Below are 16298 nucleotides of genomic sequence, written 5' to 3'. Positions count from 1 at the left end.
AATGACTGAAATTTGTCATCATCTATCAAAAGGAGCAAATATGTCCCTGTCCAATACCATTGCCATAAACCCGCAGCATTTGAGCGATTTGACGAGTGAGCAAGCGTTTTTTGCGAGCATTCGCCAAACCATTCACCAAAATCCTGAGCTGGGTTTTGAAGAGGTTGAAACCAGTAATCTCATCGGCAAGTACCTGACTGAATGGGGCTATACCGTTCATCGTGGGCTTGCCAAAACAGGCATTGTCGCCACCTTAAAAAACGGCAACAGCGATAAAGCCATCGGACTGCGTGCCGATATGGATGCTTTGCCCATTGTGGAAAAGACGGGTAAACCTTATGCCAGCCAAGTCGCAGGCAAATTTCATGGCTGTGGGCATGACGGGCATAGCACCATTTTGCTTGCTTGTGCCAAACAACTTGCCAAAACTCGTAACTTTAACGGCACAGTGCATTTGATTTTTCAGCCTGCCGAAGAGCTGCTTTATGGCGGTCGTGTCATGCTCGAAGATGGCTTGTTTGACAAATTTCCTTGCGATGTGATTTTTGCCATGCACAACATGCCACGCCTAGCGACAGGCGAGTTTTATTTTAAAACTGGGGCGGTCATGGCGTCCTCCGACACTTTGCATGTGCATGTCAAAGGCGTGGGCAGTCATGGAGCGATGCCTGAATACGGCATTGATGCGACTTTGGTGGCGTGTCATATCGCCATTGCCCTCCAAAGTATTGTCTCTCGCAATGTCAGTCCGCTTGAGCAAGCGGTGATTACGGTAGGGCAACTCACCTCTGGCAATGTCCCCAATGTCGTCAATGATTCTGCCCTGTTAAAATTAAGCGTTCGCACCCTAAATGCCGAAGTCCGCAAAAAGGTGCTATCTCGCATTACAGAAGTGGTGGAATTTCAAGCCAAAAGTTTTGGGGCGAGTGCCGAAGTTGAGCACATCAACGGCTGTCCGCCCACCGTCAATGGCAGTGATGCGACCGAATTTGCCATCAAAGTCGCCCAAAATTTGGTGGGCGAGGACAAAGTTCATACAGGCATTGCTCCGCTCATGGGAAGTGAGGATTTTGCCTTTATGCTAGAAGCTAACCCCAACGGCAATTACTGTTTTGTCGGCAATGGGGGCGGTGATTTGGCGTGCATGGTACATCACCCAGAATACGATTTTAATGATGAGATTATCGCTACGGCTGGAGCGTACTTTTGTGGTCTTGTGGAAAACTATTTGAAGTGATTTAAAAAAAGGATTTTTTATGACAACAATACAAACACAAAATGAGTTTCGTGGCAACGACAAACTGCTCATCGGCATGGTGCTAGGGGTTTTGACCTTTTGGCTGTTTTATCAGTCGATGTTTAATGTCGTGCCGTCCATTCAAAAAGATTTGGGCATGTCAGATACCTCACTCAATGCGGTGATTAGCTTAGGCTCGCTGTTTTCTGGCTGTTTTATCATTTTAATGGGCGGATTGGCGGATAAATTTGGGCGAGTGCGTTTGACTTATGTGGGCTTTACTCTAAACATCATCGCCTGTTTGGTGCTGTATTTTAGCACCAATCCTTTCACCTTTGGGCTTGGGCGAGTGCTGCAAGGTCTGTCGTCCGCCTGTATCATGCCAGCGACTTTGTCCATCATCAAAAATTATTATCACGGAGCCAAACGACAAAGGGCGTTTAGCTTTTGGTCGATTGGCTCGTTCGGTGGTTCAGGGCTTTCGTCTTTTGTCGGTGGGGCAATCGCCACGAGCATGGGCTGGAAAAGCATTTTCTTGCTGTCAATCGCCATTTCGGTGGTCGGCATGCTTCTCATCAAGGGCACGCCAGAGAGCAAATCGCACGAGGCTTCTACCACTCGTTATGACTATGTGGGGCTGTTTAGCTGTGTGATTGGGCTTTTGTGTTTAAATTTGCTCATCACCAAAGGGTTTAGACTTGGGTTTACGAATGGTTTTACGCTAACCATGCTCGCTGGGGCGGTCATTATGGGCATTGTGTTTTTTCGCACCGAAATCAAGAAAAAACATCAGGCATTTTTGGATTTTTCGCTGTTCAACAGTCGTGGTTATAGCGGGGCGTGTTTGTCCAACTTCTTATTAAATTGCATGGCAGGCACGATTATTATTATCAATACCTATTTGCAAAAAGGACATGGCTTGACTGCATTTCAAGCAGGGGTCAAATCTTTGGGCTATGTCGTCATGGTCATGATTATGATTCGTGTGAGCGAAAAACTGCTACAAAAATTCGGCTACAAAACCCCAATGTGGCTCGGCACGGCAATCACGGCGGTTGGAGCATTGGGGCTGTCCATGACCTTTGTGTCGCACGAAGTGTATATGTGGTGGGTCATTGTGTCTTTTGCGGTGTTTGGCTTTGGTTTGGGTTGTTATTCTACCCCTGCAGCGGACTGTGCGATGGTCAATGTACCTCTTGATAAAGCAGGCGTGGCGGCAGGTGTGTTTAAAATGGCAAGTGCTTTGGGTGCGTCCTTTGGCATCGCCACAGGAGCGACTATTTTTAGCGCCTTTAAGGATGCTGGCGTGCATTTAGCAGGTCAATATGCCCTCTTGACGATGGTGGCTTTTGGTGTACTAGCAACATTGGCAGTACTTGTAATGATTCCTAAAAAGACTGCGCAATCGGCTTAACGCCGCTACTGGTAGGGATTTAAAAGACCCTTCTATTTTAAATCAAAGCACGACAACATGAAGTATAACAGGAGTAATCATGTCGAGAACCAAGCGTTTTAACGATAAGGTGGTGATTGTGACAGGCGCCGCTCAGGGTATTGGGCGTGGCGTGGCTTTGCAAGTCGCCAAAGAGGGGGCAAATGTGGTGCTGGTGGATTTTTCGGATTTTGTGCAAGAAACCGCCGATGAGATTGCCAAATTACAAAAAACTGGCAAAAAGGGCAATCATCTCATCGTCAAAGCCGATTTGGAACAGCATGCAGGAGCCCAAGAAGTCGCCAAGCAAACCCTTGAAAAATTTGGTCGCATTGATGTGCTGATTAACAATGTCGGTGGGGCGATTTGGATGAAGCCCTTTGAGGAATTTGCCGAACAAGAAATCATCAAAGAAATCAACCGCTCGCTGTTTCCTACCTTGTGGTGCTGTCATGCGGTGTTGCCCCAGATGATTGCCCAACAAAGGGGTGTGATCGTCAATGTCTCATCCATCGCCACTCGCGGCATTCACCGTGTGCCGTATTCAGCTGCCAAAGGCGGGGTCAATGCTTTGACCGCAAGTTTGGCATTTGAACACGCCAAAGACGGCATTCGTGTCAATGCGGTAGCAACAGGCGGTACAGACGCTCCACCACGCAAAATCCCAAGAAACACCAATCCCCAAAGCGAGAACGAAAAAATTTGGATGCAAGAGGTGGTTGAACAAACCATTGACCGCACCTTTTTGGGGCGTTATGGCACGATCGACGAGCAGGTTAATGCGATTTTGTTTTTGGCGTCTGATGAGTCGTCCTACATGACAGGCACGGTGGTGCCTGTGGGCGGTGGCGACCAAGGATAATTTTGCAGGGATAACTTTTGGCAAAAAATAACTTTGCCAAAGGTGCTGACAAGGAGAGCAGATGATGAGCGTATTTAGGGATTTTAAGCAAGATTTTTCTTTGTCGGCAATGGTGGCGGGTTTGCTTGCGGTAACGATTTCTTACGCAGGACCTTTGGTGATTTTTTTTCAGGTTGCCGAAAGTGCAGGCATTGGCACCGAGATGATGACCTCGTGGATTTGGGCGGTGTCTATTGGTTCGGCGATTGGCAGTATCGTGCTGTCCTTACGCTACAAAGTGCCGATTTTACTTGCTTGGTCAATCCCCGGAACGGCACTTTTGGTCAGTCTATTTCCCAGTTTGAGTCTGGGCGAGGCGGTGGGGGCGTATCTCATCGCAGGGCTGATAACGCTCATGATTGGCATGAGTGGTTATTTTGATAAGGTATTGCATTGCATTCCGCAGGGCATTGCAGGTGGTATGATGGCAGGGATTTTGTTTGGTTTTGGACTGGGGGCATTTAACGCCTTTGGGGCAGAGCCTGTGCTGGCGTGTAGTATGCTGGTGGTATATCTCATCGCCAAACGCTTTGCCCCTCGTTATGCCATTGTGTGGGTGCTATTGACAGGGCTTTTGGTGGCATTTTTTTCAGGCTTAATCCAAACCAAAGGACCGTTTGCGATTAGTATTGCCAAGCCCCTATTTATCGCCCCAGAATTCTCGTGGCAGGCAGTGTTTAATTTGGCATTGCCGTTGGTGATTTTAAATTTAACAGGGCAATTTTTACCCGGAATGGCGCTTATTAAGCTCAATAATTATCAAGTATCCAGCCAGCCCATCATCAATAGTGCAAGCCTATTGTCGCTCGCTGTGGCGGTGTTTGGGGGGATTAGCATTGTGCTGGCGGCGGTAACATCGGCTTTGTGCATGGGTAAAGATTGCCACGAAAACCCTGACAAACGCTATATCGGCGGTGTGTTTAATGGCGTGTTTTATCTGGTGGGGGCGGTGTTTGCAGGTTCTTTGGTGGGCTTGTTTGCCATGCTTCCCAAAAGTTTAATCGCCATGCTGGCAGGTTTGGCATTGCTTGGGGCATTATTGACCAATCTTGGCATTGCCATGCAACACAGCGAACAAAAAGAGCCTGCGTTAATCACCTTTTTGGTAACAGCCTCAGGCATGAGCTTGTTTGGACTAAGTTCGGTGTTTTGGGGCATTGTATTTGGCATGATTGGTTTTTATTTTTATAAGCCAAAACACCAAAAACTCATGAAAAAAACAAAATAGGAGTAAACAATGATTGATAAATCCAGCCAATCACTTACCCAAGTGATGAGCCAAATTAAAGATGGTGCAACGATTTTAATTGGCGGTTTTGGGCCAGCAGGTCAGCCTGCTGAACTCATTGACGCCCTCATCGATTGCAATGTCAAAAATTTAACCATTGTCAGCAACAACGCAGGCAATGGCGATTATGGCTTGGCACGCCTGCTCAAAACAGGGGCGGTGAAAAAAATCATCTGCTCATTCCCACGCCAGGCCGACTCTTATGTCTTTGACGAGCTGTATCGTGCGGGCAAAATCGAGCTTGAAGTCGTGCCACAGGGCAACTTGGCGTGTCGTATTCAGGCATCGGGCATGGGACTTGGGGCGATTTACACGCCGACAGGTTTTGGTACGCTACTTGCCGAAGGTAAAGAAACTCGCCACATTGACGGCAAAGATTATGTGCTTGAATACCCAATCAAAGCCGATTTTGCCCTTATCAAAGCCCACAAAGGTGACCGCTGGGGCAATCTGGTGTACAACAAATCCGCTCGTAACTTTGGTCCGATTATGGCAATGGCGGCCGATGTTACCATCGCTCAGGTGGGCGAAGTGGTGGCGCTGGGCGAGCTTGACCCTGAACACATCGTCACACCGGGCATTTTTGTGCAACATGTGGTGGAGCTTAAATCCGTCACGCACGCCATGAAAGATGAATGAGCAAGATAAAAAGAGTAAATAAGGGGATAGCAATGACTTATCAAAAACTAAGCCGAGACCAAATCGCCGAGCGTATCGCCAAAGACATTGATGAAGGGGCTTATGTCAATTTGGGGATTGGTTTGCCGACCAAAATCGCCAACTACTTACCCAAAGACAAAGAGATTTTTTTGCATTCTGAAAATGGACTCTTAGCCTTTGGTAAAGCTCCACCCAAAGGGCAAGAAGACCCAGAGCTTATCAATGCAGGCAAAGAATTTGTGACAATGCTTACGGGCGGTTCGTTTTTTCATCACGGCGACAGCTTTACGATGATGCGTGGCGGACACCTTGATATTTGTGTACTTGGGGCGTTTCAGGTGGATGCAGATGGCGACCTTGCCAACTGGCACACAGGCGAACCTGACGCCATTCCTGCGGTGGGCGGGGCGATGGATTTGGCGGTGGGGGCAAAAAAAGTTTTTGTTGCCACCGAACACACCACCAAAAAAGGCGAACCCAAAATCGTCAAAAACTTAACTTATCCAGTTACAGGCAAAAACTGCGTGGACAGAATTTATACCGATTTGTGCGTGATTGATGTTACGCCAGAAGGTTTAAAAGTGATTGAAAAAATTGACGGATTGAGTTTTGACGAATTGCAAAGTCTGACAGGGGCAAGCTTGATTGATGCCACAGTTTAAACAAGTCGTAAATTCAGCTTAAAACTAAGTTTTTCGCTCAAAGTGAGCTTGTCGAGCCATGAAGGAAAAACCGTTACCCTTCGATAAACTCAGGGCGAACAGTTTTTAGGCAATTTTGAAATGAATTGATTATATTAAGGAATAACTTATGAAAAACGCATACATCATTGACGCTATTCGCACCCCTTTTGGGCGTTATGGCGGAGCTTTGGCAAGCGTGCGAGCGGACGATTTGGGAGCGGTGGTATTAAAGGCGTTAATGGAACGCAACACAGCGGTGGATTTTGCTCAAATTGACGATGTGATTTTTGGCTGTGCCAACCAAGCAGGCGAGGACAACCGCAATGTCGGACGGATGTCGGCACTTTTGGCGGGCTTACCTGTACAAGTGCCAGCCACCACCATTAACCGCTTGTGTGGTTCGTCATTGGATGCAGTGGCGATGGCAAGCCGTGCGATTAAATCAGGCGAGGCAAACCTCATCATCGCAGGTGGTGTCGAGAGCATGAGTCGAGCTCCTTTTGTGATGGGTAAAGCTGAAAATGCCTATGACCGCACCCAAAAAATCGAGGATACTACGATGGGCTGGCGGTTTATCAACCCCAAATTAAAAGAACTGCACGGCGTGGACACCATGCCGCAGACGGCGGAAAATGTCGCCGAGCAATTTAACATCTCTCGCACCGACCAAGACAAATTCGCCTTGCGTAGCCAAACTTTAACCAAAATCGCCCAAGACAATGGCTTTTTTGACAAAGAAATCGTCCCTGTTACGATTGTGCCAAAAAAAGGCGAACCGATTATTGTAAATAAAGACGAACATCCACGAGAAACCAGCCTTGAAGTGTTGGCAAGGCTAAAACCAGTCGTCAAAGCAGACGGTACGGTAACGGCTGGCAATGCCTCAGGCATCAATGACGGAGCAAGTGCGGTGCTGATTGCCTCTGATGAGGCGGTGGCAAAGTTTGGGCTTACACCACGAGCCAAAATCATCGCCAGCACCACGGTGGGCATTGAGCCACGCATTATGGGCTTTGCCCCTGCTCCTGCGATTAAAAAACTCCTTGCCCAAACAGGCTTGACCCTAGAACAAATGGATGTCATTGAGCTTAATGAAGCGTTTTCGGCTCAGGCACTTGCTTGTACCCGTGATTTGGGACTTGCCGATGATGACGCGCGTGTTAACCCTAATGGCGGTGCGATTGCCATTGGACATCCGCTCGGTGCGTCTGGGGCAAGATTGGTAACAACCGCTCTCAATCAGCTTGAAAAAACAGACGGAAAATACGCCCTATGTAGTATGTGTATTGGGGTGGGGCAAGGCATTGCCTTGATTATTGAGAGAGTTTAAAGGGGGTATTATGCCAATTTTTCAAAATAAAGATGTCAGCTTAAATTACCAAACTTTTGGCGAAAAGTCCAAGCCTGCACTGATTTTCTCCAATTCTTTGGGAACAAATTATACGATGTGGCAAGCCCAGATTGACGCTTTAAAAGATGATTTTTTTATCATCTGCTATGACACCCGTGGACATGGTCAAAGCTCCACCCCAAATCACGCCTACACCATTGATGAGTTAGGTGGCGATGTGGTGGCTCTGCTGGATTTTTTGGGGGTTGAAAAGGCGAATTTTTGTGGGATTTCTATGGGTGGCTTAACAGGCATTTGGCTTGCTATTCACGCTCCGCACAAATTTAACAAAATCATCGTCTCTAACACCGCTGCCAAAATCGGCAATAAAGAAGCTTGGCAAGATAGGGCAAATAGCGTGCGAGAAAATGGTTTGCAAGCGATTGCCAATACTGCTCCGAGCCGTTGGTTTACTGATGAATTTATCGCTAAACATCCTGATGCGGTCAAAAAATTAAGCGATGACTTGGCTAAGGGTGATAAAGACGGCTATGCCAACTGCTGTGAAGCCTTGGCGGTGGCGGATTTGCGTGATGAGCTAAAAAACGCCCAAGTTTCCATGCTGGTCATCGCAGGCGAAAATGACCCTGTGACCACCGTTACCGATGGCGAATTTATCGTGGCAAATGCCCCAAATGCCAGCCTTGCCACCATTAACGCCTCGCACATTGCTAATGTGGAGCAAAGCAATCGGTTCTGCGAGTTGATTTTGACTTGGTTAAAGTAATTTGTCTGGCTTTGTTAATTGGTAGTAGTGGCTACTTGACAAAGCGATTTAGGAATTGACTGATATCAGGCTTACTTGATATCAGCCAATTAATTCAATAAAAAAGCCAGTCGTTATGACTGGCTTTTTGGAATATTGGCACTCCATAGGGGATTCGAACCCCTGTTACCGCCGTGAAAGGGCGGTGTCCTAGGCCTCTAGACGAATGGAGCGCAAGTAAAAGTTTTAAACTTAAAACTCATGAATGTAAGATAAATGCCTAGGTGCTTACATTCAGCCTTAACAAAATTTGGTGGAGCTAAGCGGAGTCGAACCGCTGACCCCTTGCATGCCATGCAAGTGCTCTACCAACTGAGCTATAGCCCCTTGTGTTAAGGTGGGCGTATTATATAGGGAGAATGACAGGATGTCAAGCGCATATTTACAAAATTTTTAAAAATTTTGTAAATAATTGATTTTATTGATAAAAATTTATAATTTTCAGGACGGTACAATGCCAATCATATATCATAAAAAATGGGGATTATAAAAATCCCCATTACATTTAAAGCTGCGTTATTTTTGATATTCGCCAATCAATTTTCCAGTTTGATCGTCCATAATACCAAAATGGCAATATTTGCTGGCAAAGATACCTGTATTAAACAGCCCTTTACCAAAACTCATACTATCTATGACAGTATAAGTTTTGTTAGGCTCTAGAATTGCGTTAATGCGAATTCTGCATACTTCATTCACAAAACGATTTTGATATAAAATAGTTATGGGTTTGTTGGCTTGGATTGTAACAGGGGAGAATTCTTTGGGTTTTAGTGATGATGTATAAAACATTGGATAAAAAATGTTGTCAATCTTAAATTCAACATCGGTAGATGAATTACGACTGCCGACTGGCTTTAAGTTTGCCTTGACGGTGGCGACAGGGGCATTGGCAGGCAATTCGTATTTTGGGGCGGATGCACAGCCTGTTAGGATACCAAATATTAAACTGGCAATGATAAAACGATTGCTTGTCATAAATTACTCCATTCGAACAATGATTTTTTAAATTATTATGAAAAATGGGGAATAAAATAACTCCCCATTTATACAAAAGCCTTACTCAGCACTCAAAAAATTTGGCAAAGATTTATTCACTTCTTCTAATTTTTTGAGTTTTTTCTTGCCAAGTCCGCCCAGCACTTCGGTGGCGTGGCGAAGGCGAGCCAAAGTCATGTCCGCACCGATGACATACATTGAGTTCATCACAGGCGTGGAACTGGTAGAGCCTGCAATCGCCACAAAAAACGGTTGCATAAAGTCCTTAAGCTTAATCTCAAGGTGCGCCGACAGCCCTTTTAGGGTCTGGTAGATGTTCTCTTCGCTCCATTCTGGCAGGGTTTCTAGCTGCCAAATCGCCAGATACAGCATTTCTAAGAGCTTGTCATTATCCAGCGTTTTGTGGGCGAAATCTTCTGCCGTAACATTTGGCAGATTTTGAAAATAAAAGCCCGCCCAATTCACCGCATCAGACAGCAGGTTAATGCGTGGCTGGATTGCCTTGGCGATGGCGGTCAGTTTGTCATCATCGCTCGCCCAAGATAAAATGGCATTTTTTAGATTTTCTACATCCATTGAGCGTAGGTATTCGCCGTTTAGCCAGTAGAGTTTTTCCACATCAAACACAGGTCCGCCCAGCGACACACGCTTGATGTCAAAGGTGGCAATCATCTCATCTAGGCTGAATTTTTCTTGTTCGTTTGGTAGGCTATAGCCCATACGACCCAGATAATTCATCAAGGCTTCTGGCAAAACGCCTGCATCACGATAATAAGTGATGGAAGTTGGGTTTTTGCGTTTAGACAGCTTGGATTTGTCAGGGTTACGAAGTAGTGGCATGTGGCACAGCACAGGCATTTCCCAGCCAAAATATTCGTACAAAAGTTTGTGTTTTGGGGCGGAGTTGATCCACTCTTCGCCACGAATCACATGGCTGATTTGCATCAAATGATCATCCACGACATTGGCAAGATGATAAGTCGGCAAGCCATCAGTTTTTAGCAAAACTTGCATATCCACCGTTTCCCATGGAATGCTGATCTCGCCACGCAGCATATCGTGAATGGTGCAAGTGCCTTCGGTCGGCACACGCATTCTGATGACAAATGGCTTACCACTTTCCGCCAATTTATCACTCTCTTCACGGCTTAGATTGGCATAGCGACCATCATAGCGGACGGGCAGACCGTTTGCTTCTTGCTCTTTTCGCATCGCATCAAGCTCCTCAGGCGTGCAAAAACAGCGAAAGGCGTGTCCTTTGTCCAAAAGCTCTTGGGCGTATTTTTTATAAATTTCCGAGCGTTCAGACTGGCGATAAGGGGCGAACGGACCACCCACATCAGGACCTTCTGACCATTCAATGCCAATCCAGCGCAGGGCGTTTAAAATCATCTGTTCAGATTGGGCGGTGGAGCGAACTTGGTCAGTGTCTTCAATACGCAGGATAAATTCGCCACCCATTGATTTGGCAAAAGCTAGGTTAAATAAGGCAATATAAGCCGTGCCGACATGGGGAAAGCCAGTTGGACTTGGGGCAATGCGAGTGCGAACAGGACGAGTCATAGATTTCTCACTGGAGTTTTTGTTGGTTAAATTGGCAATAAAAATCGTTAAAGGGTAAAAATTTTTGCTCAAAAATATTGCATTATCATATCAAATTTGGCAAGTTTTGGGTAGGGTTGTTGTTTTGCTTGCAAAATATACGGCTTAATATGCAAAAGCTAAGGATTTAGCAACAATCCAGACACAAAAAAGCCGCCACAAATGCCCAAATTACTGCTAAAATACAAGGTTTGTAATTTTCTTGTTTGGGCAGGATTTTTGCACGCATTTTGGTTTGATTTTTCGTTGAATTTTTTGGGGTGATGGCGATGAGTGATTTGGATAAAATTGGCACGGATACGGCTGATTTGGCACAATTTCGCCACACGACCGTCCTACTTGATGAAACCGTAGCGATGGTTTTGGGCGTGCAAAATTTGCAAGATGTCCCAAAAAACAGCGTCTGTGGCGTGTTCGTTGATGCCACTTTTGGGCGTGGCGGACACAGCAGGCTATTGCTTGAATATCTGGCGGACGATGCGATTTTGGTGGTGTTTGACAAAGACCCACAAGCGATTGCGAACGCCCAAGCCCTTGCCCAGACGGACAACCGAGTGCGAATCATTCACGACAGTTTTGCAACTTTGCAAGACAGCCTAAGGACGCTTGGCATTGATCAGGTGGATGGCTTGCTTGCCGATCTTGGCGTGTCTAGCCCCCAGCTGGATGACGGCTCTCGTGGCTTTAGTTTTATGCGTGATGGGGCGGTGGATATGCGTATGGACACGACTCGTGGGCAAACGGTGGGCGAGTGGCTTTCGGTGGTGGATGTAGATACGCTTGCCGATGTGCTTTTTGAATATGGCGAAGAGCGCCACAGTCGTAAGATTGCCCGTGCGATTAAGGCGATGGAAAATTACAATTCCACCCTAGAACTTGCCGAAGTCATCAAGCAAGCTCACCCTGCTTGGCAAAAGGGCAAGCACCCAGCGACGCAGAGTTTTCAGGCGATGCGGATTTTTATTAACAATGAACTTTTTGATGTCGATGATTTTTTGACGCAGAGCTTGGCGGTATTAAAAGCAGGTGGGCATCTTGCGGTGATTAGCTTTCATTCGCTTGAAGATCGCCGTATTAAGCAGTTTTTAAATAACCACAGCAAAGGGCGTTGGGAAGGAGACGAAAAACTGCTCATCGCCCCAAAACGAGCCAAATATTTTGGTAAGCCAAGCCGTGTTGCCCCAAGCGATGATGAGATTAAGCACAATCCACGAGCCAGAAGTGCTTATTTGCGTGGGGCAAAGCGTAGTGATGTGGCTTTTGAATGACATTTTAAACTTTTAAATTTTAACTTTTAAATGCCGTTTTTAATACAATAGACCTTGAAACCTTGGCAAAATTTGCCACAAACTAAGATAAAATATCATGAACGACAAACACGCCCATCTGATTTCGTCAAAAACCGACACCGACCAGCCCATCAGCATGGTGGGGCTGTATCGTGTGATTTTGGCGGTGCTGTTTGTGGCGATCATGTGGACGGGCGTGGGCATCGCCAAGCAGACGCAGACGCATCATGAAGCGTATCGACAGCTACAACAGCTAAAAAACGAGCTGACCGCCATGCAAGTCGAAGAGCAGCGTTTGCTCATCGAGCAGCAGACTTTCAGCGCCACCCCGCAAGTGGCTCGTCGTGCGGTCAGTGAGCTTGGTATGTTTTTCCCTGCGGGCGATAACAGACGCATCATCGCCCCAAGTGCCAGCACCACTTCATCTCAAAGTCAGCAGGCGGGCGAATGATGAAAAAACCAACACAAAAACAAGGCGCATCAGCAAAAGTCACGCCGCCACTGCGCAAAAAAGCCACCCAAAATAAAGCCAATCCTGCCAAGCATCATCAGGCGGGCACAACTCGCAAGGTGTCGGCATGGCTCACCGACAAGCTGGGCATTGGTAAGCGTCGCCATCAAGCGACCATGCTTGGCGGTATGCATGATGTCGGTCGTTATCGTGTGGTCTGGGCGATCATGGCGGTGTGTTTTTTGACGCTGTTTGCCAGAGCGTTTTATTTGCAGGTGTTTCATTCTGATTTTTTGATTGAGCAAGGTGAGACGCTCATCACTTCTAAGCGCAATGTCCCTGCTTATCGAGGCATGATTACCGACACTACGGGCGCACCGCTGGCGGCAAATGCACCGCTATCGACCGTGGTTTTTAGTCCTTATGACTATGCCGTGGAGTATTATCGTCTTGATAAAATCATCAAAACTTCATCCAGTCAAAGACAAAGAGATAAGGCGATACAAGAGCTCAAAGACATGGATTTGGTAAAGCTGTCTAGCACAGCAAATTTCCCGCTAGACAAGCTACAAAAAGCGGTGGCGATTGACAATACGCTGGATGTCAGCGACGAAAAAGCTGTCGCCGCCGCCTTGCCAAAGGGCGCAGGTTCAAAACGCATGATTTTATTGTCCAAGGCATCGCCTGAGCTGGTCGAGCCACTCATGCAGCTTGACTTTGTCGGCGTGAGCGAAGAGAAATTTTTCCAAAGATATTATTTGCAAGCGGAGCCAAATGCGCAGATTTTGGGCTATATGGCGCAATCTAATGACGAAAAAAATGGCGGCTATGTCGGTCGTGCAGGCATTGAGGCGAAATATGAGCAGCAGCTTGCAGGCGAGCGAGGTCAGGTGCTTGTACTCAAAGATGCTCGTCAATCTGCCATCAAAGAGCTTAAAGAGATCAAGCCAAAGGTTGAGGGTCAGGACATTCAGCTAACCATCGATTCTCGTTTGCAATATGTGCTGTATAAAGAGCTTGAACAAGTGGGGCGTTTGCAGTCGGCTCGTTCAAGCTCAGGCATTGTGGTGGATGTCTTGACAGGTGATGTACTTGCGCTTGGCTCATGGCCGTCTTTTAATTCAAACAATCTGGCTGAGCGTACTGGTGCCAATGAGCGCAATCGCCCCGTGCTTGACACCTTTGAGCCGGGTTCCATCATGAAGCCTTTTACGGTGGCGGCCGCCTTAGAATCTGGCAAATATTCGGTCAATTCGCTCATCAATACCGCCCCAGGCAGTATGTATGTTGGCGGCTATACCATCCGAGACAGTGGCAACTACGGCTCAATCACCCTTGCCAAACTCATCCAAAAATCAAGTAATGTCGCCTCCGCTAAGATTGCGCTAAATCTTGGGGTTAATGACATCGCCGACATTCAGCGCCGCTTTGGCTTTGGGCAGAAGACCGCACTGAATTTCCCTGCCGAGGCATCGGGCAGTGTCAAAAACCCCAGCGGCGAAAAAGACACCACACGCCGTGCCACGCTCAGCTATGGCTATGGTCAGAGCGTGACGCTCGCTCAGGTGGCTCAGGCTTATGCTGCGCTTGGCAATCACGGTCAGATGAATCCTTTGCGTCTGGTCAAGGACGAAAAGAGCGCCGAGCCGACCAAAGTCATCGAGGCAAGACATGCCGATGCGATCGTCAAGATGATGGAGCTGGTGACAGAGCAAGGAGGTACGGCACGAGCCGCCGCCATCAATGGCTACCGTGTGGCGGGCAAGACAGGTACGAGCCGCCGAGCCAATCCTGAGGGTGGCTATTATACAGATCAGTATCGCACCACCTTTGCAGGCATTGCCCCTGCATCAAACCCACGCTTTGTCGTGGCGATCTTGGTGGAAGATCCACGCCGTCAATTCTATGGCGGTGTGGTCGCAGCACCTGTGTTTCACAATGTCATGAAAGAGGCGCTGCGCCTTTATAATGTGCCATTTGACAAGCCATTGCAGGTCGATGCTAAGGACATGCCTGCACCCCAATCGCCATAGTCTACCATACAAAAAAGGAGTGGTCTTATGAAAGCCGTGACGCTGTCTGCATTATTTGATGAATTGAACAAAAGCATGCCTGATGCCTTGATGTCCGTAGCGGATGTGCCGTTTGTGCGGTTTTGTTTGGACAGTCGCAAGATTGAGGCAGGCGATGCGTTTGTTTTGCTTGAAAGCTTTGGGCAAAAGGGCGATTTTGAGCGTGCCAATGGCTATTTAAAGGCGGTGGCGGATAAGGCGGCATTTGCGCTGTCACAGATTGATCCTGCTTTGCTTGATACCGCAGATTTTCATCATCCCATCGTCTATTTGCCAAGCATTCGTGAATGTCTGGGCGAGCTGATTGCCGCCAGATTTCAGCTGGAAAATGCGGCAGCTTTACCGACGGTGGTGGCGGTAACAGGCACGAATGGCAAGACCACCATCAGCCAGCTGGTCGCTCAGCTTGCCGAGCTGTCTGGTGTGTCGTCCGCCATCATGGGGACGGCGGGCAATGGGCGACTGGGTCAGCTTGTGCAGTCGGCAAATACCACAGGCGATGTGCTTTTGGTGCAAGAATTTTTGTACAAAATGGCACAAGATGGGGCAGAGCTTGTGTCATTGGAGGCAAGCTCGCACGGCTTGCACCAGCACCGCTTGCAGGGTGTGCCAGTCAAAGTTGCGATTTATTCTAATTTGTCCCGAGACCATTTGGACTATCACAGCGATATGGCGGACTATGCCAATGCCAAAGCCAAGCTCTTTGATAAGGCGTTATTCCCAAATCTAACCCATGCCATTATTAACCTTGATGATGAATACAGTGAAGTTTTTCTAAACCAAGCCAAAGCGTCTGGTTTGACCGTTTGGACTTACAGCACCAGCAATGCACAGGCGGATATTTTTGCAAGCGACATCGCCCCAAGCCTTGACGGCGTTGAGATGAGTATCGCCACCCCACAAGGGCAAATGACGGTAAAAAGTCCACTGCTCGGCTTGTTTAATGTGGCAAATCTTTTGGCAAGCATTGGGGCAAGCCTTGCAATGGGCATTTCTCTTGAAAAAATTTCTAATAATATCAATCACTTAAAAGGTGCAAGCGGACGAATGGAGCGAGTACCCTCCAAAACTGGCTCGTTCATCGTGGATTATGCCCACACGCCTGATGCCTTAGAACAAGTGCTAAAAAGCCTAAAAAATCATTGCGCAGGCTCGCTCATTGCCGTGTTTGGCTGTGGGGGCGACCGTGATAGGGGTAAGCGACCTTTGATGACCAAATCTGCCCTAAAATTTGCCGATAAAGTGATTTTGACCGCCGACAATCCCAGAAGTGAAAATCCGCTTGCGATTTTAAAGGACATGCAAGAAGGTTTGGATTGCGAGAGTCATTATAAAATTGAGATTGAACCTGATAGGAAACTTGCGATTGAGCTTGCGGTAAAATTGGCAGGCGAGCAGGACATTGTCGTCATCGCAGGTAAAGGACATGAGACCTATCAAGAGATACAGGGCGTGCGTTATGATTTTGATGATAGAGTGGTGGTGGGGGAGATGATTGGCAAGTGGGGGAAGTGATAGGAATTAGGTG

The 16298-nt window shown here is 47.3% G+C and carries 14 protein-coding genes and 2 tRNA genes; 12 read left to right on the top strand and 4 right to left on the bottom strand.

The window, feature by feature from the left end:
- Positions 1-40 precede the first annotated feature (40 nt).
- From LU290_RS09635 to pcaD, 8 genes are all read left to right on the top strand, one after another.
- Entirely contained in the window at positions 41-1237 is a 1197-nt protein-coding gene (locus tag LU290_RS09635; protein WP_277808369.1) for a M20 aminoacylase family protein, read from the top strand.
- A gap of 19 nt (positions 1238-1256) precedes the next feature.
- Positions 1257-2651 carry an MFS transporter gene (locus LU290_RS09630; RefSeq protein ID WP_277808368.1) on the top strand — a complete coding sequence of 465 codons (1395 nt, stop codon included), beginning with the start codon at positions 1257-1259 and terminating at the stop codon, positions 2649-2651.
- 79 nt (positions 2652-2730) lie between these two features.
- Positions 2731-3531, top strand: coding sequence for a 1,6-dihydroxycyclohexa-2,4-diene-1-carboxylate dehydrogenase (locus LU290_RS09625; RefSeq protein WP_277808367.1), 801 nt, complete (start codon positions 2731-2733; stop codon positions 3529-3531).
- A 61-nt stretch (positions 3532-3592) separates the two neighbouring features.
- A complete protein-coding gene (locus LU290_RS09620) occupies positions 3593-4798 on the top strand; it encodes a benzoate/H(+) symporter BenE family transporter (RefSeq protein ID WP_277808366.1) in 1206 nt (401 codons plus the stop codon).
- 9 nt (positions 4799-4807) lie between these two features.
- Positions 4808-5497 (top strand): 3-oxoacid CoA-transferase subunit A, encoded by a 690-nt coding sequence (locus LU290_RS09615; RefSeq protein ID WP_277808365.1) that lies wholly within the window; start codon positions 4808-4810, stop codon positions 5495-5497.
- A 32-nt stretch (positions 5498-5529) separates the two neighbouring features.
- A complete protein-coding gene (locus tag LU290_RS09610; RefSeq protein ID WP_277808364.1) occupies positions 5530-6180 on the top strand; it encodes a 3-oxoacid CoA-transferase subunit B in 651 nt (216 codons plus the stop codon).
- A gap of 148 nt (positions 6181-6328) precedes the next feature.
- Positions 6329-7531 (top strand): 3-oxoadipyl-CoA thiolase, encoded by a 1203-nt coding sequence (gene pcaF, locus LU290_RS09605; RefSeq protein WP_277808363.1) that lies wholly within the window; start codon positions 6329-6331, stop codon positions 7529-7531.
- Positions 7532-7541: 10 nt separating this feature from the next.
- Positions 7542-8318 carry a 3-oxoadipate enol-lactonase gene (pcaD, locus tag LU290_RS09600; RefSeq protein WP_277808362.1) on the top strand — a complete coding sequence of 259 codons (777 nt, stop codon included), beginning with the start codon at positions 7542-7544 and terminating at the stop codon, positions 8316-8318.
- A 136-nt stretch (positions 8319-8454) separates the two neighbouring features.
- Here the strand turns inward: pcaD and LU290_RS09595 are convergent.
- The 4 genes from LU290_RS09595 to gltX form a co-directional block, all read right to left on the bottom strand.
- Positions 8455-8530 (bottom strand) — tRNA-Glu (locus LU290_RS09595).
- Positions 8531-8608: 78 nt separating this feature from the next.
- A tRNA-Ala gene (locus tag LU290_RS09590) sits at positions 8609-8684 on the bottom strand.
- 189 nt (positions 8685-8873) lie between these two features.
- A complete protein-coding gene (locus LU290_RS09585; protein WP_277808361.1) occupies positions 8874-9335 on the bottom strand; it encodes a hypothetical protein in 462 nt (153 codons plus the stop codon).
- A gap of 81 nt (positions 9336-9416) precedes the next feature.
- A complete protein-coding gene (gene gltX / locus LU290_RS09580; RefSeq protein ID WP_277808360.1) occupies positions 9417-10919 on the bottom strand; it encodes a glutamate--tRNA ligase in 1503 nt (500 codons plus the stop codon).
- A gap of 308 nt (positions 10920-11227) precedes the next feature.
- On the opposite strand from gltX, the gene rsmH reads away from it, so the two are divergent.
- The 4 genes from rsmH (at position 11228) to LU290_RS09560 (ending at position 16285) form a co-directional block, all read left to right on the top strand.
- Positions 11228-12226 carry a 16S rRNA (cytosine(1402)-N(4))-methyltransferase RsmH gene (rsmH, locus tag LU290_RS09575; protein WP_277808359.1) on the top strand — a complete coding sequence of 333 codons (999 nt, stop codon included), beginning with the start codon at positions 11228-11230 and terminating at the stop codon, positions 12224-12226.
- Between the two features lie 97 nt (positions 12227-12323).
- Entirely contained in the window at positions 12324-12698 is a 375-nt protein-coding gene (gene ftsL / locus LU290_RS09570) for a cell division protein FtsL (protein WP_277808358.1), read from the top strand.
- Complete coding sequence (locus LU290_RS09565) at positions 12695-14731, top strand: peptidoglycan D,D-transpeptidase FtsI family protein (protein ID WP_277808357.1); 2037 nt, start codon at positions 12695-12697, stop codon at positions 14729-14731. The genes ftsL and LU290_RS09565 overlap by 4 nt, the downstream gene beginning before the upstream one ends.
- A gap of 75 nt (positions 14732-14806) precedes the next feature.
- On the top strand, positions 14807-16285 hold the full coding sequence (locus tag LU290_RS09560) for a UDP-N-acetylmuramoyl-L-alanyl-D-glutamate--2,6-diaminopimelate ligase (protein WP_277809603.1): 1479 nt from the start codon (positions 14807-14809) through the stop codon (positions 16283-16285).
- Positions 16286-16298 lie beyond the last annotated feature (13 nt).

This window comes from Moraxella nasibovis (assembly GCF_029581575.1).
Lineage (GTDB): Bacteria > Pseudomonadota > Gammaproteobacteria > Pseudomonadales > Moraxellaceae > Moraxella > Moraxella nasibovis.
The sequence above is the reverse complement of the archived record's forward strand: the minus strand, read 5'-3'. Positions and strand labels throughout refer to the sequence as shown.